The sequence below is a fragment of the Pseudorhodoferax sp. Leaf267 genome, from assembly GCF_001422405.1.
Taxonomy (GTDB): domain Bacteria; phylum Pseudomonadota; class Gammaproteobacteria; order Burkholderiales; family Burkholderiaceae_C; genus Pseudorhodoferax.
In genome coordinates this window covers 1,005,491-1,031,351 of record NZ_LMMV01000012.1, presented here as the reverse complement: position 1 = coordinate 1,031,351, position 25,861 = coordinate 1,005,491, and the positions used below count along the sequence as shown (strand labels likewise).

At 68.9% G+C, this 25,861-nt stretch carries 25 protein-coding genes and 1 pseudogene; 18 read left to right on the top strand and 8 right to left on the bottom strand.

The window, feature by feature from the left end; translation table 11 throughout:
* Positions 1-24 precede the first annotated feature (24 nt).
* From ASF43_RS16635 to ASF43_RS16595, 9 genes are all read left to right on the top strand, one after another.
* Positions 25-687 (top strand): amino acid ABC transporter permease, encoded by a 663-nt coding sequence (locus ASF43_RS16635; RefSeq protein ID WP_056183267.1) that lies wholly within the window; start codon positions 25-27, stop codon positions 685-687.
* A 3-nt stretch (positions 688-690) separates the two neighbouring features.
* Complete coding sequence (locus tag ASF43_RS16630) at positions 691-1,344, top strand: amino acid ABC transporter permease (protein WP_056183264.1); 654 nt, start codon at positions 691-693, stop codon at positions 1,342-1,344.
* Positions 1,328-2,116 (top strand): amino acid ABC transporter ATP-binding protein, encoded by a 789-nt coding sequence (locus ASF43_RS16625; protein WP_056183262.1) that lies wholly within the window; start codon positions 1,328-1,330, stop codon positions 2,114-2,116. The genes ASF43_RS16630 and ASF43_RS16625 overlap by 17 nt, the downstream gene beginning before the upstream one ends.
* A 10-nt stretch (positions 2,117-2,126) precedes the next feature.
* Positions 2,127-3,047, top strand: a complete 921-nt coding sequence (locus tag ASF43_RS16620) for a LysR family transcriptional regulator (protein ID WP_056183259.1) — start codon at positions 2,127-2,129, stop codon at positions 3,045-3,047.
* A 127-nt stretch (positions 3,048-3,174) separates the two neighbouring features.
* On the top strand, positions 3,175-4,428 hold the full coding sequence (locus tag ASF43_RS16615; RefSeq protein WP_082497901.1) for an EAL domain-containing protein: 1,254 nt from the start codon (positions 3,175-3,177) through the stop codon (positions 4,426-4,428).
* 122 nt (positions 4,429-4,550) lie between these two features.
* Positions 4,551-5,567: an ABC transporter substrate-binding protein gene (locus ASF43_RS16610; protein WP_056183257.1), complete on the top strand. Its 1,017-nt coding sequence runs from the start codon at positions 4,551-4,553 to the stop codon at positions 5,565-5,567.
* Positions 5,564-6,055, top strand: a complete 492-nt coding sequence (locus ASF43_RS16605; protein WP_056183254.1) for a nucleoside deaminase — start codon at positions 5,564-5,566, stop codon at positions 6,053-6,055. The genes ASF43_RS16610 and ASF43_RS16605 overlap by 4 nt, the downstream gene beginning before the upstream one ends.
* A complete protein-coding gene (locus ASF43_RS16600) occupies positions 6,052-7,032 on the top strand; it encodes an isopenicillin N synthase family oxygenase (RefSeq protein WP_056183251.1) in 981 nt (326 codons plus the stop codon). Before ASF43_RS16605 ends, ASF43_RS16600 begins: the two co-directional genes overlap by 4 nt.
* Before the next feature lie 51 nt (positions 7,033-7,083).
* Positions 7,084-7,497 (top strand): VOC family protein, encoded by a 414-nt coding sequence (locus tag ASF43_RS16595; protein ID WP_056183247.1) that lies wholly within the window; start codon positions 7,084-7,086, stop codon positions 7,495-7,497.
* Here the strand turns inward: ASF43_RS16595 and ASF43_RS16590 are convergent.
* Both ASF43_RS16590 and ASF43_RS16585 read right to left on the bottom strand, forming a co-directional pair.
* Positions 7,494-8,171 (bottom strand): hypothetical protein, encoded by a 678-nt coding sequence (locus ASF43_RS16590; RefSeq protein ID WP_056183244.1) that lies wholly within the window; start codon positions 8,169-8,171, stop codon positions 7,494-7,496. The two genes, ASF43_RS16595 and ASF43_RS16590, sit on opposite strands and share 4 nt — an antisense overlap.
* 2 nt (positions 8,172-8,173) lie before the next feature.
* Entirely contained in the window at positions 8,174-9,202 is a 1,029-nt protein-coding gene (locus ASF43_RS16585) for a TRAP transporter substrate-binding protein (protein ID WP_056183243.1), read from the bottom strand.
* A gap of 134 nt (positions 9,203-9,336) precedes the next feature.
* Here ASF43_RS16585 and ASF43_RS16580 point away from each other — a divergent pair, with 134 nt between their 5' ends.
* From ASF43_RS16580 to ASF43_RS16555, 6 genes and pseudogenes are all read left to right on the top strand, one after another.
* The gene (locus tag ASF43_RS16580; protein ID WP_056183240.1) at positions 9,337-10,176 is read left to right on the top strand and encodes an IclR family transcriptional regulator; all 840 of its coding nucleotides are present in this window, start codon (positions 9,337-9,339) and stop codon (positions 10,174-10,176) included.
* Between the two features lie 54 nt (positions 10,177-10,230).
* A pseudogene (locus ASF43_RS16575) lies at positions 10,231-11,264 on the top strand (SPFH domain-containing protein).
* 52 nt (positions 11,265-11,316) lie between these two features.
* Positions 11,317-12,819: a DUF4178 domain-containing protein gene (locus ASF43_RS16570; RefSeq protein WP_056183237.1), complete on the top strand. Its 1,503-nt coding sequence runs from the start codon at positions 11,317-11,319 to the stop codon at positions 12,817-12,819.
* A gap of 25 nt (positions 12,820-12,844) precedes the next feature.
* Entirely contained in the window at positions 12,845-13,066 is a 222-nt protein-coding gene (locus ASF43_RS16565) for a DUF350 domain-containing protein (protein ID WP_056183234.1), read from the top strand.
* A 4-nt stretch (positions 13,067-13,070) separates the two neighbouring features.
* Positions 13,071-14,594, top strand: coding sequence for a polyamine aminopropyltransferase (locus ASF43_RS16560; RefSeq protein ID WP_056183232.1), 1,524 nt, complete (start codon positions 13,071-13,073; stop codon positions 14,592-14,594).
* 58 nt (positions 14,595-14,652) lie between these two features.
* Positions 14,653-16,227, top strand: coding sequence for an FAD-dependent oxidoreductase (locus tag ASF43_RS16555; RefSeq protein WP_056183230.1), 1,575 nt, complete (start codon positions 14,653-14,655; stop codon positions 16,225-16,227).
* Here the strand turns inward: ASF43_RS16555 and speD are convergent.
* Positions 16,224-16,604 carry an adenosylmethionine decarboxylase gene (gene speD, locus ASF43_RS16550; protein ID WP_056183227.1) on the bottom strand — a complete coding sequence of 127 codons (381 nt, stop codon included), beginning with the start codon at positions 16,602-16,604 and terminating at the stop codon, positions 16,224-16,226. The two genes, ASF43_RS16555 and speD, sit on opposite strands and share 4 nt — an antisense overlap.
* A gap of 8 nt (positions 16,605-16,612) precedes the next feature.
* The gene (locus ASF43_RS16545) at positions 16,613-17,053 is read right to left on the bottom strand and encodes an FKBP-type peptidyl-prolyl cis-trans isomerase (RefSeq protein ID WP_056183224.1); all 441 of its coding nucleotides are present in this window, start codon (positions 17,051-17,053) and stop codon (positions 16,613-16,615) included.
* 133 nt (positions 17,054-17,186) lie between these two features.
* On the opposite strand from ASF43_RS16545, the gene ASF43_RS16540 reads away from it, so the two are divergent.
* The 3 genes from ASF43_RS16540 to ASF43_RS16530 are packed head-to-tail and all read left to right on the top strand — an operon-like array spanning position 17,187 to position 20,208.
* Positions 17,187-18,389, top strand: coding sequence for a patatin-like phospholipase family protein (locus ASF43_RS16540; protein WP_082497899.1), 1,203 nt, complete (start codon positions 17,187-17,189; stop codon positions 18,387-18,389).
* Positions 18,390-18,429: 40 nt separating this feature from the next.
* Positions 18,430-19,209, top strand: a complete 780-nt coding sequence (locus ASF43_RS16535; RefSeq protein ID WP_056183221.1) for a 3-hydroxybutyrate dehydrogenase — start codon at positions 18,430-18,432, stop codon at positions 19,207-19,209.
* Between the two features lie 3 nt (positions 19,210-19,212).
* Positions 19,213-20,208, top strand: a complete 996-nt coding sequence (locus ASF43_RS16530; protein ID WP_056183218.1) for a ketopantoate reductase family protein — start codon at positions 19,213-19,215, stop codon at positions 20,206-20,208.
* A gap of 1 nt (position 20,209) precedes the next feature.
* On the opposite strand, the gene ASF43_RS16525 is transcribed toward ASF43_RS16530, so the two are convergent.
* The 4 genes from ASF43_RS16525 to ASF43_RS16510 all read right to left on the bottom strand — a co-directional run bounded on the left by ASF43_RS16525 (position 20,210) and on the right by ASF43_RS16510 (position 25,855).
* Positions 20,210-20,524 carry a putative quinol monooxygenase gene (locus tag ASF43_RS16525; protein ID WP_056183215.1) on the bottom strand — a complete coding sequence of 105 codons (315 nt, stop codon included), beginning with the start codon at positions 20,522-20,524 and terminating at the stop codon, positions 20,210-20,212.
* Between the two features lie 34 nt (positions 20,525-20,558).
* Positions 20,559-21,176: a 2-hydroxychromene-2-carboxylate isomerase gene (locus ASF43_RS16520; protein ID WP_056183211.1), complete on the bottom strand. Its 618-nt coding sequence runs from the start codon at positions 21,174-21,176 to the stop codon at positions 20,559-20,561.
* A gap of 66 nt (positions 21,177-21,242) precedes the next feature.
* Entirely contained in the window at positions 21,243-22,685 is a 1,443-nt protein-coding gene (locus ASF43_RS16515) for an efflux transporter outer membrane subunit (protein ID WP_056183209.1), read from the bottom strand.
* Positions 22,685-25,855 (bottom strand): efflux RND transporter permease subunit, encoded by a 3,171-nt coding sequence (locus tag ASF43_RS16510; RefSeq protein ID WP_056183208.1) that lies wholly within the window; start codon positions 25,853-25,855, stop codon positions 22,685-22,687. The genes ASF43_RS16515 and ASF43_RS16510 overlap by 1 nt, the downstream gene beginning before the upstream one ends.
* Positions 25,856-25,861: the final 6 nt, after the last annotated feature.

Here is a 25,861-nt window from a genome sequence, read left to right as displayed (position 1 = left end):
CGCACCACGACAGAGCAGCGCACCATGCGGGTGGAACTGAACTTCGGCGCCGTGCTGGCGCAATGGCCGCTGCTGCTGAGCGGCGTGCTGTGGACGCTGGCCCTCACGGCCATCGCCGCGCTGATCGGCGTGGCCATCGGCATCGCGTTCGCCTGGGTGCGCTCGCACGGGCCCACGTGGTTGCGTTGGGTGGTCGGCACCTACGTGGAGCTGATCCGCAACACGCCCTTCATCGTGCAGCTGTTCTTCATCTACTTCGGCCTGCCGGCCGCGGGCGTGAAGCTAACGCCGGAGACGGCGTCCGTCATCGCCATGGTGGTGAACCTCTCGGCCTATGCGACCGAAATCATCCGCGCCGGCATCGACGCCACGCCCAAGGGGCAGATCGAGGCCGCGCACAGCCTGGCGCTGGACCGCATGCAGACCTTCACGCGCGTGGTGCTGCCCCCGGCGCTGAAGAAAGTGTGGCCCTCGCTCGTGAGCCAGATCATCATCGTGATGCTGGGCTCGGCCGTGTGCGGCCAGATCTCCACGCCCGAGCTGAGCTTTGCCGCCAACGTGATCCAGAGCCGCAACTTCCGCGCGTTCGAGGCCTTCATCATCGCAACCGCGCTGTACCTGGTGCTGTCGATCGCGGTGCGCCGGCTCATGAACTGGCTCGGTCCGCGCTTCGTCTACGGGAGATAGTCCATGGTCGATTTCTCCCTGTGGGACATCCTGCGCAATTTGCTGCTCGCGCTGCGCTGGACGGTGGTGCTCTCGCTGATCGCCTTCGTGGGCGGCGGGCTGGTGGGGCTGGCATTGCTGGTGGCGCGGTTGTCGAAGAAGCCGGGGACCGAGCCCTTCGTCGCGGGCTATGTGTCGCTGTTCCAAGGTACGCCGCTGCTCATGCAGCTGTTCCTGGCCTACTTCGGCATTGCGCTGTTCGGCATCAAGACCTCGGCCTGGGTCGCGGCCTCGGCCGCGCTCATCTTCTACACGAGTGCCTACCTCACCGAGATCTGGCGTGGCTGCGTGGCCGCCATCCCCAAAGGCCAGTGGGAGGCAGCGGACAGCCTGGCGCTGTCCTTCGGCGAGAAGCTGCGCCACGTGGTGCTGCCGCAGGCCGTGAAGATCGCGATCCCGCCCACCGTGGGCTTCCTGGTGCAGGTGGTCAAGGGCACGGCGCTGGCGTCGGTCATCGGCTTCATCGAGCTGACCAAGGCCGGCACCATGATCACCAACGCCACCTTCAAGCCCTTCGTGGTCTACAGCTGCGTGGCGCTGCTGTACTTCGCGCTGTGCTTCCCGATCAGCCTGTACGCCAAGACCCTGGAAAGGAAATTCCATGCAATCCGTGCTTGAGCGCCCCGGCGCGTCCGCCGCCACAACGGCATCTGGCAGCCCCATCGTCGACATCCAGGGCCTGCGCAAGTCCTACGGCAGCAACGAGGTGCTCAAGGGCATCGACCTGCAGGTCAAGCAAGGCGAGGTCATCGCCATCATCGGCAAGAGCGGCTCGGGCAAAAGCACGCTCCTGCGCTGCATCAACGGGCTGGAAGCGTTCCAGGCCGGCAGCCTGACGGTGGACGGCAAACCGCTGCTGCACGATGACGCGGCCGCCATGCGCGCGCTGCGCCAGCGCGTGGGCATGATCTTCCAGGGCTTCAACCTGTTCCCGCACCTGACGGTGGGCAAGAACGTGATGCTGGCGCCGTCGCTCGTCAAGAAGAAGGACGCCACCGCCGGTGCCGAGCAGGCGAAGAAGCTGCTGGCCCGCGTGGGCCTGGGCGAGAAGTTCGACGCCTGGCCCGACCAGCTCTCGGGCGGCCAGCAGCAGCGCGTGGCCATCGCGCGCGCGCTGGCCATGGAGCCAGCCGTGCTGCTGTGCGACGAGATCACGAGCGCGCTGGACCCGGAACTCGTGGGCGAGGTGCTGCGTGTGGTCGAGAGCCTGGCCGACGAGGGCATGACGCTGCTCATGGTCACGCACGAGATGAGCTTCGCGCGCAAGGTCAGCGACCGACTGATCTTCATGCACCAGGGCCGCGTGCACGAGATGGGGCCACCGAGCGAATTGTTCGGCAACCCGCGGACGCCGGAGTTGAAGCAGTTTTTGTCGTCGTTGCACGACTGACCCGGGCGCTGTGTCGGACGACCTGCACGCGCTCACGCTGCACGACCTGCGGCTGCTGAGCCTGCTGCTGGCCGAGCGCAGCGTCACCCGCGCCGCCGATGCCAGCGGCCAGGCACAGCCGGCCGTGAGCCGCAAGCTGCAGCGCCTGCGCGAGCTGCTGGCCGACCCGCTGCTGGTGCGCAGCGGCGCGCGCATGGTGCTCACCGAACGCGCGCAGGCCCTGCGCGAGCCGCTGCGCGAAATCATGGCGCAGGCGGCGCGGCTGGAAGTGGGTGGCCAGTTCGACCCGGCCAAGGCCGAGCGCGCGTTCCACATCGTGTGCTCGGACTGCCTGCCGCCGGACTTTTTGCCCGGCATCGTGACGCGGCTGTCGGGCGCGGGCCCGCGCATCACGGCCCACATCCGGCCGGCCGACCCGTCGTTCGACCTGGCCCAGGCGCTGGACGACGGCAGCGTGGACCTGGTGATCAACAACGACCCGCGGCCGCGCGAAGACCTGCGCATGGCCGTGCTGTTCGAAGACGAGGTGGTGTGCCTGATGCGCAAGGGCCACCCGCTCGCGCAGGAGCGCCGCATCCCGCTGGCGCGCTACCTGCGCATGCGGCACCTGGCGCCGCACACGGGGTCGCAGCCGCGCAGCGGGCCGATCGACGGCGAGCTGGCCAAGACCGGCTACCAGCGCAACATCGTCGCCACGGTGCCCGAGTTCAATCTGGCACCCTATGCGCTGCTGGAGAGCGACCTCGTGTTCACCACGGCGCGCCGGTTCGCGGAACACTACGTGGCGCGGCTCCCGCTGCTGCTGGCGCCGGCACCCGCCGAGCTGCCGCCCATGCGCTTTTACCAGCTGTGGCACGAGCGCAGCCATGCCAGCGCGGCGAGCCGCTGGCTGCGCGCGCAGGTCCAGCACCAGGCCACGCCCGCGGCCTGATAGCCATCGCGCCGGCCTACAGCGGCGCCCGGCGCAGGCCGATGCCGCAGGCCGCCATCGGCGCCGATAACGAATAAGTTGCCACTCCGATTGGGCTCCGCCCGGCATCTGGGCAGAAACGGTCAGCATGTACACACAAGACGCGGCGCGTGGCGCTGGCGACTCCGGCGGGGGGAAGAGCGCCGAGCACGCAGAGGGCGTGGAAGCCATCCTGCGCATCGTGCGGCGCTATCTGAACATGGACGTCGCTTTCGTGTCGCGCTTTCGCGAGGACGACCGGTTGCTGGAGGTCCTGGACGCCGAGACGCAGGGCCCGCTGCACCTGGGCCAGAGCATTGCGCTGACCGAAGGCTACTGCCTCAAGGTGGTGCGCGGCGAATTGCCCGAGCTCATCCCCGATACGTCGCGCAACGCCGTGGCGCGCGCCTTGCCGGCCACTACTGAAGTGCCGATCGGCTCGCACCTGAGCGTGCCCATCGTGCTGCCGGACCGCCACGTCTACGGCACGCTGTGCTGCTTCAGCTACGAGCCCAACCACAGCCTGGACGAGCGCGATGTGATGCTGCTGCGCGCCTGCGCGGAGTTCCTGGCGCTGCATCTGCAGGCCGCCGCGCGGCATGCGCGCGACAAGGCCTACACGGCGGCCACGGTGCGGGCCGTCGTGGCCCAGGGCGCGCCGCGCATCGTGTTCCAGCCGGTCTACCACATCCCCGACATGCGGCTGCATGGCTTCGAATGCCTGTCGCGCTTCGATGCAGAACCTCGGCGCTCACCCGACAAATGGTTTGCGGCGGCGCACGACGCGGGCGTCGGGCTGGAGCTGGAGTTCCAGGCCATTTGCAATGCGCTGGCGCACCTGGACCGCATGCCCGTGGGGCCGTGCATGAACATCAACAGCTCGCCCGAGATGATCCTGTCCGGCCAGCTACTGGCCCTGCGCGACAGTGGGCACGATCTGGCGCGGGTGGTGCTGGAGGTCACCGAGCATGCCGTGGTGCGCGACTATGCCGCGCTGTCCCAGGCCCTGCAGCCGCTGCGCGCCCAGGGCGTGACGCTGGCCGTGGACGATGCGGGCGCCGGATACTCCAGCATGCGGCACATCCTGAGCCTGGAGCCCGACATCATCAAGCTGGACATCGAGCTGACCCACGGCATCGACGCCGACCCCAAGCGCAAGGCCCTGGCCAAGGGGCTGACCAGCTTCGCGCACGAAATCGGCTCGCTGGTGGTGGCCGAGGGCGTGGAGACGGCTACCGAGCTGGCCATGCTGGCCAGCCTGGGCGTGGACTGCGCACAGGGCTACCACCTCGACCGGCCGATGGACTTCGAGCAGGCCCTGGTGCGCTGCCGCGGGCCGATCGAACACGGCCGCTGCGGCTGACACACGCCTGCAAGCCAGGCTGCGCCATAACATCCAGGCCATGGCCGCCATGGCCCGGTCGTGGCTGTTGCCATGGGCCCGGTGTTTCTAGACTCGTGCCCATCCCCACTCGGAGCTCCTCCATGCAACGCCGCCATTTCCTGTCTTTGGGCACCGGCCTCGCCGCGCTGTCTGCCGCCCCGTTCGTGCACGCCCAGCGCGAGCTGACGCCACTCAAGTTCACGCTGGACTTCCGCATCAGCGGCCAGGTCGCGCCGTTCCTGCTGGCCCTGTCCAAGGGCTACTACGCGCAGGAGGGCCTGGCGCCCCAGTTCGACGTGGGCAGCGGCTCGGTGGCAGCCATCACCCGCGTGGCCAGCGGTGCCTACGACATGGGCTTCGGCGACACCGGCGCGCTGGTGGAGTTCCACGCCACGCAGGGGCCCCTGGTGCAGGCCGTGTACCAGTACTACAACCGCGCGCCCTTCGTCATCATCGGCCGCAAGGACCGCGGCGTGCGCGACTTCAAGAGCCTGGCCGGCAAGCGCATCGCCGCGGCGGCCGTCGAGTCCACGCGCCGCGCCTGGCCGATTGCGGCCAAGCATGCCGGCATGCAGCCCAACGCCTTCGAATGGGTGACGACCGACTTCTCGCAGCGCGACAACGTGATCATCCGCGGCGACGTGGACGGCGCCACCTACTTCCACGACTCGGCCCTGTCGCTGTTCCAGCGCGTCCCGCAGGACCAGCTGGCCGTGCTGGCCTACGCCGACATCGGCGCCAGCCTGTACGGCAACGCCATCCTCGCGTCCACCGCGTTCGCGGGCAAGAACCCCGAGCTCGTGCGCGCCTTCCTGCGTGCCACCAACCGCGGCGTGCAGGGAGCGCTGGCCAACCCCATGGCCGCGGCCACCTATGTGAAGCAGCGCGAGCCCATGCTCGACGAGAAACTGGAAGGCCAGCGCTTCGGCATCACGGCGCAGTACATGGTGACGGCCGACACCCGCGCGCACGGCCTGGGTGCGGTGCGGCCCGAGCTGCTCAAGAAGCAGATCGAGGAGCTGGAGCAGACCTTCGGCCTGAAGTCGCGGCCCGCAGCCGATGCGGTGTTCAATGCGTCCTTCCTGCCGGCTGCAGCAGAACGGGCGGTGAAAGCATGAGCGCGGCCTTCTCCGAAGCCGATGGCCGCTACCTGCGCCAGGCCATCGCGCTGTCCGCGACGGGCAGCGCGCAGGGCAACCGCCCCTTCGGCTCCGTCGTGGTGTCGGCCACGGGCGAGGTGCTGGCCGAGGCCTTCAACGACAACGCCGCCACGGGCGACTGCACGGCGCATGCCGAGGTCAATGCGCTGCGCCTGGCCACCACGGGCCAGCCACGCAGCGCGCTGGCGGGCGCCACGCTCTACGCATCGGGCGAACCCTGCGTGATGTGCGCGGGCGCCATTTTCTGGAGCGGCATCCGCCGCGTGGTGTTCGGCATCGACGCGGTGCGCCTGCGCGCCTTTCGCGCCACGCAGGCCGGCGCGGCCGACCTGCAGATGTCCTGCCGCGACGTGTTTGCCACCAGCGCGGAGCCGTTCACCGTGATCGGCCCCGTGCTCGACGATGAAGCGGCCGCGCCGCACAACGCTTACTGGGGAATGAAATGAGTTTTGCACTGCACGAATTGGCCAAGGAATCGACCATGGGTGCCGTCGGCACCGAGGCCGCACGCGAGGTGCGCGTGATCGACCTGGCCGACTTCGAGACCCGCCACGCCGAGATCGCCGACCAGCTGTGGGACGCCGCGGTCGACGTGGGCTTCTTCCAGCTCAAGAACCACGGCATCGCGCTGGACAAGGTGCGCGGCGCCTTCGAGATGACCGAGCGCTTCTTCGCGCTGCCCGAAGAGGTGAAGGCCCGCCACCCGCTCAAGAAGGGCCTGAACGCCGGCTGGGAAAGCCGCGCCCAGGTTCGCCCCTCCACCGGCACGCCGGACCAGAAGGAGAGCTACCAGATCACGCGCCCGCACATGGAAGGCCTGTGGCCCGGCGAGGCGGCGCTGCCCGACTTCCAGGACACGATGCTGGCCTTCGAAGCCGAGGCCTGGACGGTGGCGATGCGCGTGCTGTCGTGCTTTGCCGTGAAGCTGGGCTTTGCGCGCGAATTCTTCACCGAGGCGCACGACCCCGCGCGCCCCAGCTACCAGAGCACGCTGCGCATGCTGCACTACTTCGCCATCGACCCGGCCGAGCGCGACCGCCTGGGCCTGTGGCGTGCCGGCGCGCACACCGACTTCGACTGCCTCACGCTGCTGTTCCAGCGCAGCGGCCAGGGTGGCCTGCAGCTGCTGCCGGGCAAGGACATGGACAGCCAGGCCTGGACCTCGATCACGCCGTCGGACGATCTCATCACCTGCAACATCGGCGACATGTTGATGCGCTGGAGCGACGACCAGCTGCCCAGCAACTTCCACCGCGTGAAGAACCCCGCGGCCCATGAGTACCAGGGCGCGCGCTACAGCCTGGCCTTCTTTGCGCAGGCCAACCGCGACGTGGTGATCGACAGCCCGTCGGGCAAGTACCCCAGCATCACGGCCGGTGACTACCTGAACCAGCGCATCGCGGCGAACTTCAAGAAGTATTGAGCGTGGATGGCAGGTCACAATGGGCGGCCACCCCCTGAGTTCCTGCCCACCATGAAGAGCATCTTCCACTTCGCGTTCAATGTCCGTGACCTCGGTCAAGCACGCCGCTTCTACGGCGACGTGCTGGGCTGCCGCGAAGGCCGCAGCACCGAGACCTGGGTCGATTTCGACTTCTTCGGCCACCAGATCTCGCTGCACCTGGGCGAGCCCTTCGCCACCGCGCGCACCGGCCGCGTGGGCGACGCGCTGGTGCCGATGCCGCACTTCGGCCTGATCCTCGAACTGGCGGACTGGCAGGGCATGGCCGAGCGGCTGAAGGCGGCCGGCACCGCCTTCATCCTGGAGCCTCAGCTGCGCTTCGCGGGCCAGCCCGGCGAGCAGTGGACGATGTTCTTCTGCGACCCCTTCGGCAACCCGATGGAGGTCAAGGGCTTCGCGTCGCTGGAGACGGTGTACGACGCCTAGTTCATGTCCGCGGGCGTCGCCGTGTAGGCCAGCGTGTAGACGCCCCGCTCGGTGCCTGGCGCGGCACCCAGCGCGCACAGCGCGGCTTCTTCGAGTTCGGCCAGCGCCTGCACGGCTTCCAGCTCATAGCCGCACGCGACCAGCACCCAGTCGGCCACGCGGTCATTGAGGCCGCGGATCTTCTGCTCCTCGGTCTGCGCGATCGGCGGCGTGGCGTGGCGCAGCAGGTGCAGGCCCACCAGGCCGGGGCGCTGCACCAGTGTTTCGGCCAGCGCACGCAGGCCGGCGCGCAGTGCCTCGTCACGCCCCGCCGCGGGCGACAGCCGCACCGTGAGCGCATGGCGCGCCGTGCTCGCGCCCCGGCTTTCCAGCACGCGGCACTGGCTGCGCACCATATGCCGGTGGTGCGGCATCATGCGCGTGGACCAGGGCGTGGGCGCGTTCAGCCGCGCCAGGTAGGCGGGCGACGACAGCACGCCATAGTCCGCCAGTTCGTACAGCACGAACACGCCCTCCCCGCCATCGGCCGCGCGCCAGCGCGACGCGCGCCGAAAGCCCGGGATGCCCAGCCGCTCGGGGAAATGCTCATGCGCATGCCAGTGCTCGAAATCGGCACGTGCGTCGGCCGCCATGTCCCACCACATGGCCAGCGCCGCTTCACCCAGCAATGCCATGGCTACTTGGCCGCGCGCAGGCGAGCCAGCTCCGCATTGACCTGCTGCACCAGCGGCTCGCCGACCTCGCGCGCGAACTTGTCGTTGATGGGCTGCACCTTCTGGCGCAGCCGCGCTGTCTCTGCCGCGCTGACCTCGTTGACCTGCATGCTCTTCCTGAGCGTGTCCACCGACTGCGCCTCCTTGGCCTGGGTGATCTTGCGCTGCTCGATCTTGGCCTCGTCGGCCGCCTCGCGGATCACGCGGCGCTCGGCCTCGGACATGCCGTCCCAGGTCTTCTTGCTCATGACCACCGGCATGCCGGTGTAGACATGGCGCGTGAGCGAGAGGAACTTCTGCACCTCGGCGAACTTGGCCGACTCGATCACGCCCAGCGGGTTGTCCTGCCCGTCGATGGCGCGCGATTCCAGCGCGCCATAAACCTCGCCGAAGGTCATGGGGACGGGGTTGGCGCCCAGGCCGTTGAAGAGGTCGATGAAGATGGGCGAGCCGATCACGCGGATCTTCAGGCCCTGCACGTCCTCCAGCCGCGCGATCGGGCGCTTGCTGTTGGTCATGTTGCGAAAGCCCAGGTCCCAGATGCCCAGGCCCACCAGGCCGTGCTGGTGGAGGTCGGTCAGCAGCTGCGTGCCGACCGGGCCGTCGGCAACGGCGTAGGCCTCCTGCGCGTCGTTGAACAGGAACGGGAAGTCGAACACCATGAAGCGCTTATCCAGCGAGGCCACGATGCCGGTGGCCATGGACGTGAAGTCCAGCGTGCCGCCGCGCACGGCCGACAGGTTCTGCGGGTCGCTGCCGAGCACGGCGTTGGGGAACACGTTGACCTTGATCTTGCCGCCGCTCTTTTGCGCAACGGCATCGGCGAACTTGTGCGCGCCCACGCCCAGCGGGTGGTCCTTGGCCAGGCTGAACGCGAAGCGCAGCGTGCGCTCCTTGATCTCCTGGGCGTGCAGGCTGGGCACGGTGGCGAGCATGGCGGCGGCGCCGAGGGCTGCCACGAAGGCGCGCCGCAGAGGTTGACGGGGGTTCATGAAGTCTCCTTGTGGAAGTGAAAGCGGCCGAGCCATCGGCCGCACCGGGCGGCATGCTGCCAGAAAGTTGAACCGCTTCCAACTTTTTGATATCTTTCAACTTTTGAACGCCCTAACCCTTTGAAAACACACACATGAGCGGTGCCCTCGAAAAATCACTCGCGATCCTGGAGTACCTCACGGCCTACCCCGACGGCATCAGCCTGGCCCAGATCTCCACAGATCTGAACCAGCTGCGCAGCGGCTGCCACCGCACGCTGCAGGAGCTGATCGGCTACGGCTACGTGCGCCAGATGCCGCAGCGCGGCGACTACGCGCTCACGACCAAGATGGCCTCCATGGGCCTGAGCTTCCTGAGCAAATCCGGCGTGGTCGACATCGCGCAGCCCGTGGTGCAGCGGCTGGCACTGGCGACGGAAGAACTCGCGCGGCTGGCCATCGTCGATGGCGAGCGCTTGACGCTGGTGGCCAAGGCCCAGGGCGCACGCTCGGGCCTGCTGTACGACCCTGACATGGGCATCGACCTGCGCCTGTCATGCAGCGCCGCCGGCCAGGCCTGGCTCATGACCTTGCCCGAAGACCAGGCCATCGAGTATGTGACGCGCCAGGGCATGGGCCTGCCCCAGCACTACGGGCCGAACGCGCCGACCTCCATCAAGGCGCTGCTCAAGCTGCTGGAGGCGCACCGCAAGCGCGGCTTCAGCATCATCCAGGACGCCTACGCGCCGGGCATGAGCTCCATGGCCGCGCCCGTGCAGCGCCAGGGCGAGCGGGCCACGGGGGTGCTGGTGCTGGCCGGGCCGTCCGCGCGGCTCACGCTGGAGCGCATGCTGCAATGCGGCCCCGAGCTGCTGGCCGCGGCAGCGGAACTGGCCGTCACGGGCCATGCCTCGCCACTGCTGAAATCGGCCAACGTGGGCACCTGGGGCAACGTGGCGGCTCAGCCCGTGGCGAGGGGGCGCAACCGCGCGTGACGCCGGGGGCCACGGGTATCATGCCCGGCACCGCCCAGAACAAGGAGAAACAGCATGGCGCTGATGGATTTCATCAAGAAGCAGTTCATCGATGTCATCCAATGGACCGAGTCCGACGACGGCACGCTCGCGTGGCGTTTCCCGATGCAGGACATGGAGATCCAGTACGGCGCCTCGCTCACGGTGCGTGAGTCGCAGCTGGCGGTGTTCGTGAACGAGGGTCAGGTCGCGATGTGTTCGGTCCTGGCCTGTACAAGCTCACCACGCAGAACATCCCACTGCTGACCAACCTCAAGAACTGGGACAAGCTGTTCGAGTCCCCGTTCAAGAGCGACGTGTACTTTTTCAGCACGCGCCAGCAGGTGGACCAGAAATGGGGCACGCCCCAGCCCATCAGCATCCGCGACAAGGACTTCGGCGCCGTGCGCCTGCGCGCCTTCGGCAACTACGCGTTCCGCATTGCCGACCCGAAACTGTTCCACACCGAGATCTCGGGCACGCGCGCCGAGTACCGCGTGGCCGATGTCGACGGGCAGCTGCGCGGGCTGATCCTGCAGCACATCTCCGACGGCATCGCCGCCAGCGGCATCCCGTTCCTCGATCTGGCGGCCAACCAGATCGAGTTCGCCAAGGCGCTGGCCACAGAGCTGACACCGGCTTTCGCGGCGCTCGGCCTCAAGCTCGACGGCATGACGGTGCAGAGCGTGTCGCTGCCCGAGGAACTGCAGAAGATCCTGGATCAGCGCATCGGCATGGGCATGGTGGGTCAGGACATGGGCAAGTTCATGCAGTACCAGACCGCGCAGGCCATCCCAAAGATGGCCGAGGGCGGCGCAGGCGGCAGCGGTATTGCCGGCGACGCGATGGGCCTGGGCGCCGGCGTGGCGCTGGGCCAGGTGCTGGCGCAGAACCTGTCGCAAGGGCTGCAGCAGCCTGCCGCCGCCGCGCCCACCGTGGCGGTGGCCGCGCTCAAGCCCGAGGACGTGCTGGCCACGCTCGAGAAGCTGGGCGACCTCAAGGCCAAGGGCATCCTCACCGACGAGGAATTCGCGAACAAGAAGGCCGAGCTGCTGAAGAAGCTGGTCTGACCCGACCGCCAACGCCGAGGCTGCCCGCGCCTCGGCTGCCGCGTGCACGCCCATGGCTGACGACACCCCGCAACGCACCTACCGCGCGCCCTGCCCTGGCTGTGGCGCGCCGGTCGAGTTCCGCCACGCGCAATCGACGCACGCCGTCTGCGCCTACTGCCAGAGCACCGTGGTGCGCGATGGCGAGGTGCTGTGCCGCGTTGGCAGGGTGGCCGAGCTGTTCGACGACCACAGCCCGCTGCAGCTGCACGCGCGCGGGCGCTGGCAGGGGCAGGACTTCACGTTGATCGGCCGCTTGCAATACCGCGCGCCGACCGGCACCTGGACCGAGTGGGAGGCGCTGCTCGCCGACGGCAGCATGGCCACGCTGGGCGAGGACAACGGCGCCTACGTGTGGAGCCGCGCAGCCACGCTGCAAAGCACCAGCCCCTCGGCGCTGAAGCACCGCGTGGGCACCACAGTGAGCGTGGACGGCACGCGCTTCAGCGTGGCGGCCAACGACCAGGCCGTGCTGCTCTCGGCGCAAGGCGAGCTGCCGCACCTGCCGCCGCTGAACCAGCCCTTCGACATGGTCGAGCTGCGCAACGACCAGGGCGAGGTGCTGAGCATCGACTTCGGCCGCCAGCCGCCCGGCGTCTCGCGCGGCCACGCCGTGTTGCTGGACGACCTGAAGCTCACGGGACTGCGCGAAGGCGCCGTGCGCGAAGAGCGCGCGCGCCAGTTCGCCTGCCCCAGCTGCGGCGCACCGGTTCAGATCACGCTGGCCACCACCAAGACCGTCACCTGCACGCAGTGCAGCGCCATCATCGACGTGGCCTCGGGCACCGGCGGCGAGTTGCGCCACGCGCTACAGCACGAGCCGCTGCAGCCCCTGATCGCGCTGGGCTCCATCGGCCACCTGGAGGGCGTGGCCTGGCAGGTCGTGGGCTTCCAGCACCGCATGGGCTGGGACCCGGCGGAGCCGGACGAGCGCTTCGGCTGGAGCGAATACCTGCTCTACAACGCCAAGCGCGGCTTCGCGTTCCTGGTCGATTCGGTGGACGGCTGGAGCATGGTCAAGCCCACCACGGGCGCGCCCAAGCTGGCCGGCAACAAGAGCAGCGCCGGCTACCTGGGCAGCCGCTACGAGCTGCGCGAGGCCTACGAGGCCAAGACCGACTACGTGGCGGGCGAGTTCTACTGGCCCGTGCAGCGCGGGCAGAAAACCAAGAACCGCGACTTCGCCAAGGGCCGCACGCTGCTGTCCATGGAGCAGACCGCCACCGAGATCACCTGGTCCAGCGGCAGCCAGCTCAACAGCGACACCGTGGCGCAGGCGTTCAAGCTGAAAGGCCGCAAGGACCTGTTCCAGCGCAGCGACGCCGCGCCGCTGAGCGCTGCGGCCGGCGTGAGCCGCGGCACCATCGTCACGCTGGTGATCGTGCTGCTGGTGGTGATGGTGATCATGTCCAGCTGCAACGACTGCGACCCCTCGCGCGAGAACTGCAACAGCACCAGCAGCCGCTCCAGCGGCGGCTCCTACGGCGGCTTCAGCACCGGCGGCGGCCACAAATGAACCACTTTTATTGAAGGAGCTTCCCATGGGACTCGAATGGTTGAAACCCGGCGCCTTCTTCGGCTCCATCCTGTACGCGCTGATCGGCGTCGTGGTGTTCTGGCTGGCCTTCATCGTGATCGACAAGATCACGCCCTACGACCTGTGGGAAGAGCTGGTCGAGAAGCAGAACGTGGCGCTGGGCATCGTGGTGGGTGCCATGTGCCTGGGCATTTCCATCATCGTCGCCGCGGCAGTACAAGGCTGAACAGGTGACCACTGCCGCCTCGCGGCCAGTGGCGGTCGCGCTGCTGGCCAGCGTGTTCGTGGTCGCGGCCTGCGGGCTGGTGTACGAGCTCGCCGCGGGCGCCCTGGCCTCGTATGTGCTGGGCGACTCGATCCTGCAGTTCTCCACCATCATCGGCACCTACCTGTTCGCGATGGGCGTGGGCTCGTGGCTGTCGCGCTATTTCGAGCGCCAGTTGCCGGCGCACTTTTTGCGCATCGAGCTGCTGGTGGCGCTGGTGGGCGGCGCGCTCCCGGCCGTCCTGTTCATCGCCAACGCCTGGACGCCGGACGCGTTCCGCCTGCTGCTGTACGGCCTGGTGCTGCTGGTCGGCACGCTGGTGGGGCTGGAAATTCCGCTGGTCATGCGCATCCTCAAGCGCGACGTGGCGCTGAAGGACCTGGTCTCGCAGGTGCTGACCTTCGACTATCTGGGCGCGCTGGCCGTGTCGGTGGCGTTCCCGCTGCTGCTGGTGCCGCAGCTGGGGCTGGTGCGCACGGGGCTGCTGTTCGGCTTCATGAACGCGGCCGTGGCGCTGTGGGCGCTGTGGCTGTTCCGGCACGAGCTGCGGCGGCTCCAAGCGCATGCCGTGGCCTGCGGGCTCACGTTGGCCGTGCTGGCGGCCGGCTTCGTGGGCGCGGACCACATCACCACGCTCGCCGAAGACCGCTTCTACCAGGACCGCGCCGTGTTCAGCGCGCAGACGCCCTACCAGCGCATCGTCGTCACGCACGGCCGCAGCGGGCACCGGCTGTACCTGAACGGCAATTTGCAGTTCGCCGAGCACGATGAGTACCGCTACCACGAGGCGCTGGTGCACCCCGCCATGGCCGCACACGGTGCGCCGCGCAAGGTGGCGGTGCTGGGCGGCGGCGACGGCATGGCCGTGCGCGAGATCCTGAAGTACCCCAGCGTCGAGCAGGTCACGCTGGTGGAGCTGGACCCGGCGATGACACGGCTGTTCGGCACTCACGAGGCGCTGGCCGCGCTGAACGGGCACGCGCTGCGCTCCCCCAAGCTCAAGGTCGTGAACGCCGATGCGTTCCGCTGGCTCGAAGAGACGAAAGACATCTTCGACGTGATCGTGGTGGACTTCCCGGACCCGACCAACTTCTCCATCGGCAAGCTCTACACCAACTCGTTCTACGCGCTGCTGGAGCAGCGCCTGGCGGCCAGTGGCTACGTGGTCGTGCAGTCCACCTCGCCGCTGCTGGCGCGGCGCAGCTTCTGGACGGTGGTCACCACCGTCGAGTCCGTGGGGTTGCAGACACATCCGTACCACACGCATGTGCCCAGCTTCGGCGAATGGGGCTTCGTGCTGGCCGGGCGCCGGCCCTGGCGCGTGCCCTCGCAGTTGCCCGAAGGCCTGCGCTTTCTCGACGTGGCCGGCGTGCCGCTGCTGTTCGACTTCCCGAAGGACATGGCGCGCGTGCCCGCCGAGGTCCAGCGGCTGTCGAACCAGGTACTGGTGAACCTGTACGAGTACGAATGGGGAGCGGCACGGCCATGAGCGTGCGCCAAGCCGCCCCAAGCAAGCCCGCACCGAAGGCGAAGCCGGAGGTACTTCGGTGAACCTTTCGCGGCGTGCGTGGCTGGCGAGCGCGGCGCTGCCGCTGCTGGGCTGCGAGCCTGCTGCGCCACCGCTGTCGGGTGGCTTCACGGGGACGAGCCCGGAGCGCGGCCATCTGCTGCGTTCACCCTCCTCGAACGTGGTGAGCCGAACCCAGCGCACGCGCGTATTGATCGCCGGTGGCGGAGTCGCCGGCCTCGCCGCCGCGCGCGCACTGCGCCAGCGCGGCATCGAGGACTTCGCCGTGCTGGAGCTGGAAGACCAGGCCGGCGGCAACAGCCGCGCCACGCAGCTCGAAGGCCTGCCCTGCCCACTGGGCGCGCACTACCTGCCCGTGCCGACCGACGCCGGGCACGAGGTGCAGGATCTGCTGGAGGAACTGGGCCTGCGCCGCCGCATCGCGGGGCGCTGGCAGTACGACGAACGCCATCTGTGCCACAGCCCGCAGGAGCGGCTGTACCTGCGCGGCCAGTGGCAGGACGGCCTGCTGCCGATGCAGAACGTGCCGGCCGGCACGCTCGCGCAGTACCGGCGTTTTGCCACGCGCGTGGCGCAGCTGCAGCGCGCGGCGCCGTTCGCCCTGCCCACCCAGCGCGCCGCCTTCGGCCCCGTGCATGCGGCGCTGGACGCGCAGACCATGGCGCAGTGGCTGGCCGCCGAGGGCCTGGACGATGCCCACCTGCGGTGGTACCTGGACTACTGCTGCCGCGACGATTTCGGCGCTGGCCTGACTACCGTCTCGGCCTGGGCCGGCATCCACTACTTCGCCAGCCGCCACGGCTTCCATGCGCCAGGCGACGAAGCCGCCGAGCGAGAAGGCGTGCTCACCTGGCCCGAGGGCAACGGCTGGATCACGCAACGCCTGGCGCAGCCGCTGGGTGAGCGCCTGCACTGCGCGCGTGTCATCCACCGCATCGCCACCCACCGCCACGGCGTCACGGTGCAGGCACTGGACACGGCCAGCAGCACGCTGGAACAGTGGGAGGCCCAGCATTGCATCGTCGCTCTGCCCGTGTTCGTGGCCGCCCATGTGGTGGCCGATGCACCTGGCTTCCTGCGCGACGCCGCAGCCGCGCTGCGCTATGCGCCCTGGCTCGTGGCCAACGTGCACCTGCGCGCCGCGCTGCACGACCGCGATGGCGCGGCACCGAGCTGGGACAACGTGGTCTACGGCAGCCGCGGCCTGGGTTACGTGGACGCCGGCCACCAGAGCCTGGAACAGCGCGCACACGGCAGCCCGCGCGTGCTGACCTGGTACCACGCGCTGGGCGACGTGCCCGAGGCGCGCAATGCCCTGCTGCATCAGCCCTGGCAGCACTGGGCCGAACTGCTGTTCGACGAACTGCGCGAGGCCCACCCCGACCTGCGCGCCAAGGCCACGCGCATCGCGATCACGCGCTACGGCCATGCCATGGCAATGCCGGTGCCGGGCCTCATGCGCAGCCTGCACAAGGCGCGCGCCACAACACCGCAGGCCGGCCCGCTGCTGTTCGCGCATGCGGACTGGTCGGGTTACTCGGTGTTCGAAGAAGCCTTCACGCGCGGCCACCTGGCGGCGCAGAAGATCGGCTAAGCCGGGACCCGCCCACGCTCCAGCGATTGCCGCAGCACCGTCTGGGCATCGAAGCGCGCCACCAGCGCATCCATCACCGCATGGGCCTGCGCGCAGTGGTCGCCGCCGAAGTTGCAGACATAAACATCCAGCGTCACGGCCGCCTGCTCGGGCCAGGTGTGCACGCACAGGTGCGACTCGGCCAGCAGCACCGTGGCCGTCACGCCGCCGGGGCCTTGCAGCGTGCCGGGGAAGCGGTGGAACAGCTGGCCCACCGGCTGCAGGCCCGCGTCGCGCACGGCCTGCACGCAGGCCTCGCCGAGCCGCTGCGCATCGACGAGCCACTCGGGCGCACAGCGGCAGCCGTGCAGGTCGGCCGTCAGGTGCAGGCCCTGCATGAATGGGCTCAGCGGCCGTTGATGCCCAGCAGTTCCACTTCGAACTGCAGCGTGCTGTTCGGCGGGATCGGGCCCGCGCCACGGCTGCCATAGGCAATCGCCGCCGGGCAGGTCAGCTTGGCCTTGCCGCCGACCTTCATCTTTTGCACGCCTTCGGTCCAGCACGGGATCACGCCGCTCAGCGGGAACTCGATCGGTGCGTTGCGCTTGTAGCTGCTGTCGAATTCCTTACCGTCCAGGAAGGTGCCGCGGTAATGCACCTTGACCTTGTCGCTGGCGCCGGGGCTGGCGCCCGTGCCTTCGGTCAGCGCGCGGTAGACCAGGCCCGAGGGCGTGACCTGCGCGCCGGCTTCCTTGGCGGCATCGGCAGCGGTGGTGGCGGCGGACTGGGCCCAGGCGGCGGGCGCGAGCGCGGCCGTCAACAGGGCGGTGGAGAGCAGTTTGTGCATGCGATTTCCTGAAGGCTGAAAAGCAGAGCCGGCCATTATGTCCAGGGCCGCGGTGCCGGCCTGGCGGAACCATTGCGCCATGGTGCACCCCTATACTGCATCGCAGCATTCCGGCACCGCACCCGCTTCCTCCATGGCCCTCTCAGCGTCCGCATCTTCCTCGTCCCTGCGCAGCGAAGCGCGACCCAAGAACGAGCCGCCCGAGCGCTGCGTGCTGGTGCTGCAAGGCGGCGGCGCGCTCGGCGCCTACCAGGCCGGCGTGTACGAGGCGCTGGCCGAGCGCGACATCGCACCCGAGTGGGTGGCCGGTGTCTCCATCGGCGCCATCAACGCCACCTTGATCGCCGGCAACCGGCCCGAGCACCGCGTGGCGCGGCTGCGCGAATTCTGGGAAGGCGTGTCCTCCCGGCTGCTGTTGCAGCCACCGCCCGGGCGCATCGGCGAAGATCTGCGCAGCCTGTACAACGCCTCCAGCGCCGCGCAGGTGGCGATGTTCGGCGTGCCGGGCTTTTTCACGCCACGCCTGCCGCCCGCGCCGTTCCAGCCGCAGGGCACGGACGGCGCATTGAGCTGGTACGACGCCTCGCCGCTGCTGGCCACGCTGGAGCGGCTGGTGGACTTCGACCTCATCAACACCGACGTGGCCGCGGGCAAGGTGCGGCTGTCGGTCGGCGCGGTCGACGTGGCCACCGGCAACTCGGTGTACTTCGACTCGGCCGACCCGACCTGCGAACGCCCCATCAGCGCGCAGCACGTGCTAGCCAGCGGCTCGCTGCCACCGGGCTTCGCGCCCGTGACCATGGACGGGCGCAGCTACTGGGACGGCGGGCTGGTGTCCAACACGCCGCTGCAGTACGTGATCGACCAGCCGGCCACCGACGACCTGCTGGTGTTCCAGGTCGACCTGTTCAGCGCGCGCGGCGCCGTGCCGCGCAACCTGGACGAAGTGGCCGAGCGCGCCAAGGACATCCAATACGCCAGCCGCACGCGCATGAACACCGACCTGATCGCCCAGCAGCAGAAGCTGGCCGAGGCCGCGCAGCGCCTGGCCGACAAGCTGCCGGCCAACTTCAAGGACGACCCGGACCTGCACGCGCTGCTGAACGCGGGCTCGTGCCAGGCGATCACGGTCATGCACTTGATCCACCGCAGCAAGCTGCACGCCCAGCAGTCCAAGGACTACGAGTTCTCGCGCCAGACCGTGCGCGACCACTGGGCCGCGGGCCGTGCCGACGTGCAGGCCAGCTTCGCCGACCCACGCTGGACGCATCGCCAACGCAAGCGCGGCGGCATCACCGTGCTCGACCTCGTGCCGCCCCTGGGCAGCCGCAACTGATTTTTCGCAACCCCCTCCCCCACTCTTCAAGGACCAGGCCATGAAACTCCAAGACAAAGTCGCCCTCGTCACCGGTGCCGCCAGCGGCATCGGCAAGGAAATCGCGATCAAGTACGCCCAGGAAGGCGCCCGCGTCGTGATCGCCGACATGAACAAGACCGCCGCCGAGGCCACGGCCGCCGAGCTGCGCAAGGCCGGCCACCAGGCCATGAGCGTGGCCATGGACGTGACCAGCGAGGAGCAGGTCAACGCGGGCGTGGCCGAGGTCGTCGCGGCCTGGAAGACCGTGGACGTGCTGGTCAGCAATGCCGGCGTGCAGATCGTGCACCCGATCGAGGAGTTCCCCTTCTCCGAGTGGAAGAAGATGCTCGCCATCCACCTGGACGGCGCCTTCCTCACGACCAAGGCCGTGATCCCGCTGATGTACGCGCAAAAGAGCGGCTCCATCATCCTCATGGGCTCGGTGCATTCCAAGCTGGCCTCGGTGCTGAAGGCGCCCTACGTGACCGCCAAGCACGGCCTGTTGGGCCTGGCCCGCGTGCTGGCCAAGGAAGGCGGCCCGCACGGCGTGCGCGCCAACGTGATCTGCCCGGGCTTCGTGCGCACGCCGCTGGTGGAAAAGCAGATCCCCGAACAGGCCGCCACGCTCAAGATCAGCGAAGAGGACGTGATCAAGAAGGTCATGCTCAAGGACACCGTAGACGGCGAGTTCACCACCGTGGACGACGTGGCCGAAGTGGCGCTGCTGTTCGCCGCCTTCCCGAGCAATGCGTTGACCGGCCAGTCGCTGATCGTCAGCCACGGCTGGGCGATGGAGTAAGCCTTGCAGGTCGCGCTGGTCGGCGCGGGCGCCATCGGCGGCTGCATCGCGTCGCGGCTGGCGCGCAGCGGCCAGGACGTGAGCCTGCTGGTGCGCCCCACGCAGGCGACAGCGCTCGCCGAACGCGGCCTGCGCATGCGTGACGGGGAGCGGTTCCACACGACGCGGCACCGGATCGCGGCCGACGCCGCGGAGCTGGGCCAGCAAGACCTGGTGTTCATCAGCGTGAAGGCGCCTGCGCTGGTCGCCTCTGCAGCCCAACTGGCGCCCTTGATCGGGCCGCAGACCACCATCGTCTCGGCCATGAACGGCATCCCGTGGTGGTTCTTCGCGGGCCTGCCCGGGCCGCTGCACGGCGAGCGCCTGGACACCGTGGACCCGCAGGGCGAGCTGGCGCGCGTGTTGCCACCCGCGCAGTGCGTGGGGTGCGTGGTCTACGTGGCCGCCCATGTGGATGCCGACGGTGTGATCTGCCCCGCGCCCGGCGACAAGCTGGTGCTGGGCGATGCGGTCTCCACAGATGCCCCGCGGGCACCCCAGGTGGTCGAGCTGCTGCGCGCCGCCGGCTTCGCGCCCGAGCGGGCTGCGTCGATCCAGCGCGAGACCTGGGTAAAGCTGTGGGGCAACCTCACGGCCAACCCCATCGGCGCGCTCACGGGCACCACCATCGGCGGCGTGCTGGCCAACCCGCTGCTCAGAGCATTGGCCACGCGCATGATGGAAGAATTCCAGGCACTGGCGCAGCGGCTGGGCCTGGATCTGGGCATGGAAGTCGAACAGCGGCTGCAGGCCATGCAGCGCCTGGCCGGCGTGAAGAGCTCCATGCAGCAGGACATGGAAGCCGGCCGCGCGCTGGAGCTGGACACCATCATCGGCGCCGTGGCCGAGGTGGGCGACCGGCTGGGCATGGACACGCCCTTCATCGACGCCGTGCTGGGCCTGCTGCAGGAGCGCGCCGCGAACGCGGGCCTGTGGTCGCGGCCCGAGGTCTCGAACTGAGTCAGCCGCCCACGGGCTCCATCACATGGATGGCCCGGTTCACGAGCCAGTCCTTGACCCTGGCGCCGTAGGCCGCCATGTGCGGCGCCTTGGCGTGGGCCTTGAGCGCGTCCATGCTCTCCCATTTCTCGACGACGACGAACACGTCGGGGCCGAAGCTGGCCCAGCCGGACGGCAGGTTCGCCGCATCGACCACGGCGCCGTATTCGACGCAGCCGGCCTCGGCCAGCACGGCGGGGCGGTTCTCGTTGAAGGCGGCCAGCACGTCGGCGCGCTTGCCGGGCTGGGTGGTGATGATGGCCAGTACCTGGATCATGGGTCGGTCTCCCTGTTGAAAAAACGAATGGGGTTCAGGCCTGCGCGGCCCGCGTGATCTCGCGCTCGACCTCGGGCAGCTTGTCCTTGCCGAAGTAGATCTCGATGCCCACGAAGAAGGTCGGCGAACCGAAGGCGCCGCGCTCGTAGGCCTGCTGGGTGCTGGCCAGCAGCTGTGCCTTGACCGCCGGGTCCTGCATGCGCTCCAGCGTGCGCGCGCCATCCAGGCCGGCGGCGTCCAGCGCCTGGCGGATCACGGCGGGGTCGTCCATCTTCAGGCCCTGCTCCCACATGGCGCTGAATACGGCCTCGTTGTAGGCGGCCAGCTGGCCGTCCAGCGCCGCGGCGGTGGCGCCGCGCATCACCTGGAGCGTGTTGACCGGGAAATGCGGGTTGTGGCGGTAGGCCGTCAGCGCATGGCGCGCGATGAAGCGCTGCATCTCCAGGCGCTCGTAGGCCAGCTTGTTCGGAATCTCGGCATAGGCCTCGACCGGCGAGCGGTTGTTGGCCAGCTTGAACAGACCGCCGAGCAGCACGGGCACGTAGTCGAAGCGCACACCAGTGCGGGCCTCGATCTGCGGGATGACGCGGTGGCTCAGGTAGGCGTTGGGGCTGCCGAAGTCGTACAGGAATTGCACCTGGGGCGCGGGCATGGGCTTGTCTCCTCGTGAACGCGGCGGCTCTTTGGCCACCGCGCGCCGATTGTGCCGCCCGCGCGCTCAGCCGGCTGTCGCGGCCGGCGCAGGCGTCTGCTCGCTCCAGCCGCCGCCCAGCACCTTGTACAGCGTGAGCCGGTTGCCCTGCTCGGTCAGCTGCAGGCTGATCAGCGACTGCTGCGCGCCGTACAGCGTGCGCTGCGCGTCCAGCACGTCCAGATAGCTGCCACTGCCGCCCTTGAACAAGGCCTGCGCCAGGTCGAAGCTGCGCGTGCTGGCCGCGACCAGCGCGCGCTGCGCGTCCAGCCGCTCGGCGAGCGTGCGGCGGGCGGCCAGCGCATCGGCGACTTCGCGGAATGCGGTCTGGATGGTCTTCTCGTAGGTGGCGATCTGGATGTCGCGCTGTACCTCGGCCGCGCGCAGGCTGTTGCGGCGCGCACCCCCGTCGAAAATCGGCAGGCTGATCGACGGGCCGAAGCTCCAGGCGCGGCTGCTGCCCTGGAACAGGTCGCCCAGGCTGCTGGACGCAACGCCGGCCGAGCCGGTCAAGGCGATGCGTGGGTAGAAGGCCGCGCGTGCTGCACCGATGTCGGCGTTGCTCGCACGCAGCGCATGCTCGGCCGCCAGCACGTCGGGCCGCTGCTGCAGCACGCTGGACGGCAGCTCGGCCGGCGGCGCCGGCAAGAGGCTGACGACATCGGTCGCACTGCCGGGCAGCAGCTCGGCCGGCACGCTGGCGCCGACCAGCAGGGCCAGCGCATTGCGGTCCTGCTCGACCAGCGCGTCGTAGGCGGCAACGTCGGCGCGCGCCGACTCCACCGTCGTCTGCGACTGGGCCACAGCCACGCCGGACTGGGCGCCCAGCTCGTTCGCGCGCCGGACCAGGTCGAATGAGCGGCGCTGGTTGGCCAAGGTGTCGCGCGCCAGCTGCAGGCGCTGCTGGTCGGTGGCCAGTTGCAGCCAGGCTGCGGCGACCGACGACACCAGGCTGATCTGCGCGCTGCGGCGCGTCTCCTCGGTCGTGAAGAAGTCCTGCAGCGCCGCTTCGGACAGGTTGCGCACCCGGCCGAAGAAGTCGAGCTCGTAGGCCGTCAAACCCAGGTCGGCGCTGAAGCTCTCGGAGATGCGCGGCTGGCCGTTGGTCGTCAGGCCGCCCGGCGTGCGTCCGCGGCTCGCGCCGGCGCCGATGTCGAACGTGGGCAATGCCGCCGCGCTCTGGATGCCGTAAATGGCGCGGGCGCGCTCGATGTTGAGCGTGGACACACGCAGGTCGCGGTTGTTCTGCAGGGCCAGGGCCACGACTTCGCGCAGCCGCGTGTCCACGAAGAAGTCGCGCCAGCCGGTCAGGGCGGGAACGGCCACCGTGGCGTTCGCGGGCTGCATCGCCGCCGATGGCCAGGCCGTGGGCACCGGGGCGATTGGCTGCTCGTAGCGCGGTGCCAGGTTCATGCAGCCGCTCAGGGCCAGTGCGGCGGCCAGTGACGCCAGCGGAAAACGAGCGCGCATCAGTGGCTCCCCTGTCCGGCCAGGGCCGCAGGCTCGGGCGCCGGCTTGCGCCGCTTCTCCAGGAAGCCGCGGATCAGCACGAAGAACAGCGGCACGAAGAAGATGCCCAAGGCCGTGCCGACGGCCATGCCGCCCAGCACCGAGGTGCCGATGGCCTGGCGGCCTCCAGCGCCCGCGCCGGTGCCGATGGCCAGCGGCAGCACGCCGAAGCCAAAGGCCAGCGAGGTCATCAGGATGGGCCGCAGCCGCAGCCGCACGGCCTCCATGGTGGCGTCGAACACGCTCTTGCCCTGCTCCTGCAGCTGCTTGGCGAACTCCACGATCAGGATGGCGTTCTTGGACGAAAGCCCGACGGTCGTCAGCAGGCCGACCTGGAAGTACACGTCGTTGGTGAGCCCGCGCGTGCTGGTGAACAGCAGCGCGCCGATGATCCCCAGCGGCACCACCAGGATGACCGAGAACGGCACGGACCAGCTCTCGTACAGTGCTGCCAGGCACAGGAACACGAACAGGATGGAGATGGCGTAGAGCATTGGCGCCTGCGCACCGGACAGCCGCTCCTGGAACGACGCGCCAGTCCATTCGTAGTCGATACCGACCGGCATCTGCTTCATCACTTCCTCCACCGCCATCATGGCCGCGCCCGAACTGATGCCCGGCGCCGCTTCGCCCGTGAATTCGTAGGCCGGGGCACCGTTGTAGCGCGCCAGCTGCGGCGAACCGTAGCTCCAGCGCGTGCTGGAGAAGGCATGGAACGGCACCATCTGGCCCAACGTGTTGCGCGCGCTCCAGCGCTCGATGTCAGACGGCAGCATGCGGAAGGCCGCATCGCCCTGCATGTAGACGCGCTTGACGCGGCCGTTGTTCAGGAAGTCGTTCACGTAGGTGCCACCCATGGCGGTGGAAAGCGTGCTGTCCACCGCGCTGGTCGACAGGCTCAGCGCGCCGGCACGTGCATCGTCGATGTCGATGCGGAACTCAGGTGTGTCCTCCAGGCCGTTCATGCGCACGTTGCGCAGCTCGGGCCGTGCCTGCAACAGCTCCATTGCCTTCTGGCGAGCGGCCACCAGCGCGTCATGGCCCAGGCCGTTGATGTCCTTCAGGTAGAAGTTGAAGCCGGCGGCCGCGCCCAGGCCGCGCACCGCAGGCGGCAGCTGCACGATGATGCGCGCGTCGCGCACCTTGCCCAGGTCGGCGCTGGCTTTGCGGGCGATGGCAGCGGCCGATTGCTCCGGCCGCGAGCGCTCGTCCCATTCCTTGAGCTTGACGAAAGCGCGTGCCGAGCTCTGGTCGCCGTTCTGGCCGGTCAGCACGTTGACGCTCACCACATCCGGCTGTGCGGCGAAGTAGTCCTGCACCTGGGTCACGACGGGCTGCAGCCGCGCGTTGGATGCACCGGGCGGCAGGTTGATCAGCACGGAGACGAAGCCCTGGTCCTCGTCGGGCAGGAAGGCGGTCGGCAACCGCGTGAACAGCACGCCCACCCCGACCAGGATCAGCGCGTAGACGATCAAGCTGCGCTTGCTGCGCTTGAGGATGCCGCCCACGGTGCGCTGGTAGCGGTTAGCGCTGCGGTCGAAGCCCTTGTTGAAGCCCGCGAAGAAGCGGTCCACCCAGCCCAGCGGCCCGCGCCGCGGCGCCGCGCCGTGCGGGCCGTGCGCGCCCTTGGGAATGGGCTTGAGCAGCGAGGCGCACAAGGCCGGCGTGAGCGACAGGGCCACCAGCACCGACAGCACCATGGACGACACGATGGTGATGGAGAACTGCCGGTAGATCACGCCCGTCGACCCCCCGAAGAAGGCCATGGGAATGAACACGGCCGACAGCACCAGCGCGATGCCGACCAGCGCCGGCGTGATCTCGGCCATGGACTTCTTGGTAGCCTCCCTGGGCGACAGGCCTTCCTCGCTCATCACGCGCTCGACGTTCTCCACCACCACGATGGCGTCGTCCACCAACAGGCCGATGGCCAGCACCATGGCGAACATGGTCAAGGTGTTGATCGAGTAGCCCGCGGCCGACAGCACACCGAAAGTGCCCAGCAGCACCACCGGCACCGTGATCGCCGGGATCAACGTGGCGCGGAAGTTTTGCAGGAACACGTACATCACCAGCACCACGAGCAGCACAGCTTCGAGCAGCGCCTTCACCACTTCCTCGATCGAGGCGCTCACGAACGGCGTGGTGTCGTAGGTCACGAAGGTCTGCAGCTGGTTCGGGAAGAACGGCTGCAACTCGGCGATCTTGGCATTCACGGCCTCGGCCACCTTGACCGCGTTCGCACCGTCCGCCAGCACCACGCCCAGGCCGGCGCCGGGCTGGCCGCGCAGCAGCGAGCGCACGGTCAGGTTCTCGGCGCCCAGCTCGATGCGAGCCACGTCGCTCAGGCGCACGACGGCGCCGTCGGGCGTCACGCGCAGCACCACGTTGCCGAACTGCTCCACGGTCTCGAGCTTGCTGCGCGCGGTGATGGTGGCGGTGAGTTGCTGGTCCGACACCGCCGGCAGCGCGCCAAGTTGGCCAGCCGAGACCTGGGCATTCTGGGCCTGCAGCGCGGTGTTGATGTCGGACGGCATCAGCGAGTACTTGCGCAGCTTGTCCGGGTCCAGCCAGATGCGCATGGCGTAGCCCGTGCCCAGCACCTGCACCTCGCCAACGCCATCGACGCGGCTGATCACGTCGACCAGGTTGCTGTTGATGTAGTCGCCCACGTCCACGGCCGAGGCGCTGCGGTCGCCAGAGTAGAAGGCGATGACCATCAAAAAGTCATTGCCGCCCTTGGTCACGAACACGCCGCGGCTTTGCACCTGCTGCGGCAGCCGCGACAAGGCCGGCTGCATCTTGTTCTGCACCTGCATCTGGGCCACGTCGATGTCGGTGCCGGGTGCGAAGGTCAGCGTGATGCGCGACTGGCCGGACGAGTTGCTGGTGCTCTGCATGTACAGCAGGTTGTCCAGCCCCTTCATCTGTTGCTCGACGATCTGGGTGACCGAGTCTTCCACGGTCTTGGCCGAGGCTCCGGTGTAGGTGGAGCCGACGGACACGCGCGGCGGCGCGATGTCGGGGTACTGCTCCAGCGGCAAGGTCCGGATGGACATCAGGCCGGCGAGCATGATGATGATGGACAGCACCCACGCGAAGATGGGGCGCTCGATGAAAAACTGCGCCATGTCGGA

Excerpts from the sequence above, each read along its gene's own strand:
- ASF43_RS16635 (WP_056183267.1), top strand. The coding sequence starts at position 25 with ATGCGGGTGGAACTGAACTTCGGCGCCGTGCTGGCGCAATGGCCGCTG.
- ASF43_RS16630 (WP_056183264.1), top strand. The coding sequence starts at position 691 with ATGGTCGATTTCTCCCTGTGGGACATCCTGCGCAATTTGCTGCTCGCG.
- ASF43_RS16625 (WP_056183262.1), top strand. The coding sequence starts at position 1,328 with ATGCAATCCGTGCTTGAGCGCCCCGGCGCGTCCGCCGCCACAACGGCA.
- ASF43_RS16615 (WP_082497901.1), top strand. The coding sequence starts at position 3,175 with ATGTACACACAAGACGCGGCGCGTGGCGCTGGCGACTCCGGCGGGGGG.
- ASF43_RS16610 (WP_056183257.1), top strand. The coding sequence starts at position 4,551 with ATGCAACGCCGCCATTTCCTGTCTTTGGGCACCGGCCTCGCCGCGCTG.
- ASF43_RS16605 (WP_056183254.1), top strand. The coding sequence starts at position 5,564 with ATGAGCGCGGCCTTCTCCGAAGCCGATGGCCGCTACCTGCGCCAGGCC.
- ASF43_RS16600 (WP_056183251.1), top strand. The coding sequence starts at position 6,052 with ATGAGTTTTGCACTGCACGAATTGGCCAAGGAATCGACCATGGGTGCC.
- ASF43_RS16595 (WP_056183247.1), top strand. The coding sequence starts at position 7,084 with ATGAAGAGCATCTTCCACTTCGCGTTCAATGTCCGTGACCTCGGTCAA.
- ASF43_RS16590 (WP_056183244.1), bottom strand. The coding sequence starts at position 8,171 with ATGGCATTGCTGGGTGAAGCGGCGCTGGCCATGTGGTGGGACATGGCG.
- ASF43_RS16585 (WP_056183243.1), bottom strand. The coding sequence starts at position 9,202 with ATGAACCCCCGTCAACCTCTGCGGCGCGCCTTCGTGGCAGCCCTCGGC.
- ASF43_RS16580 (WP_056183240.1), top strand. The coding sequence starts at position 9,337 with ATGAGCGGTGCCCTCGAAAAATCACTCGCGATCCTGGAGTACCTCACG.
- ASF43_RS16570 (WP_056183237.1), top strand. The coding sequence starts at position 11,317 with ATGGCTGACGACACCCCGCAACGCACCTACCGCGCGCCCTGCCCTGGC.
- ASF43_RS16565 (WP_056183234.1), top strand. The coding sequence starts at position 12,845 with ATGGGACTCGAATGGTTGAAACCCGGCGCCTTCTTCGGCTCCATCCTG.
- speD (WP_056183227.1), bottom strand. The coding sequence starts at position 16,604 with ATGCAGGGCCTGCACCTGACGGCCGACCTGCACGGCTGCCGCTGTGCG.
- ASF43_RS16545 (WP_056183224.1), bottom strand. The coding sequence starts at position 17,053 with ATGCACAAACTGCTCTCCACCGCCCTGTTGACGGCCGCGCTCGCGCCC.
- ASF43_RS16540 (WP_082497899.1), top strand. The coding sequence starts at position 17,187 with ATGGCCCTCTCAGCGTCCGCATCTTCCTCGTCCCTGCGCAGCGAAGCG.
- ASF43_RS16535 (WP_056183221.1), top strand. The coding sequence starts at position 18,430 with ATGAAACTCCAAGACAAAGTCGCCCTCGTCACCGGTGCCGCCAGCGGC.
- ASF43_RS16525 (WP_056183215.1), bottom strand. The coding sequence starts at position 20,524 with ATGATCCAGGTACTGGCCATCATCACCACCCAGCCCGGCAAGCGCGCC.
- ASF43_RS16520 (WP_056183211.1), bottom strand. The coding sequence starts at position 21,176 with ATGCCCGCGCCCCAGGTGCAATTCCTGTACGACTTCGGCAGCCCCAAC.
- ASF43_RS16515 (WP_056183209.1), bottom strand. The coding sequence starts at position 22,685 with ATGCGCGCTCGTTTTCCGCTGGCGTCACTGGCCGCCGCACTGGCCCTG.
- ASF43_RS16510 (WP_056183208.1), bottom strand. The coding sequence starts at position 25,855 with ATGGCGCAGTTTTTCATCGAGCGCCCCATCTTCGCGTGGGTGCTGTCC.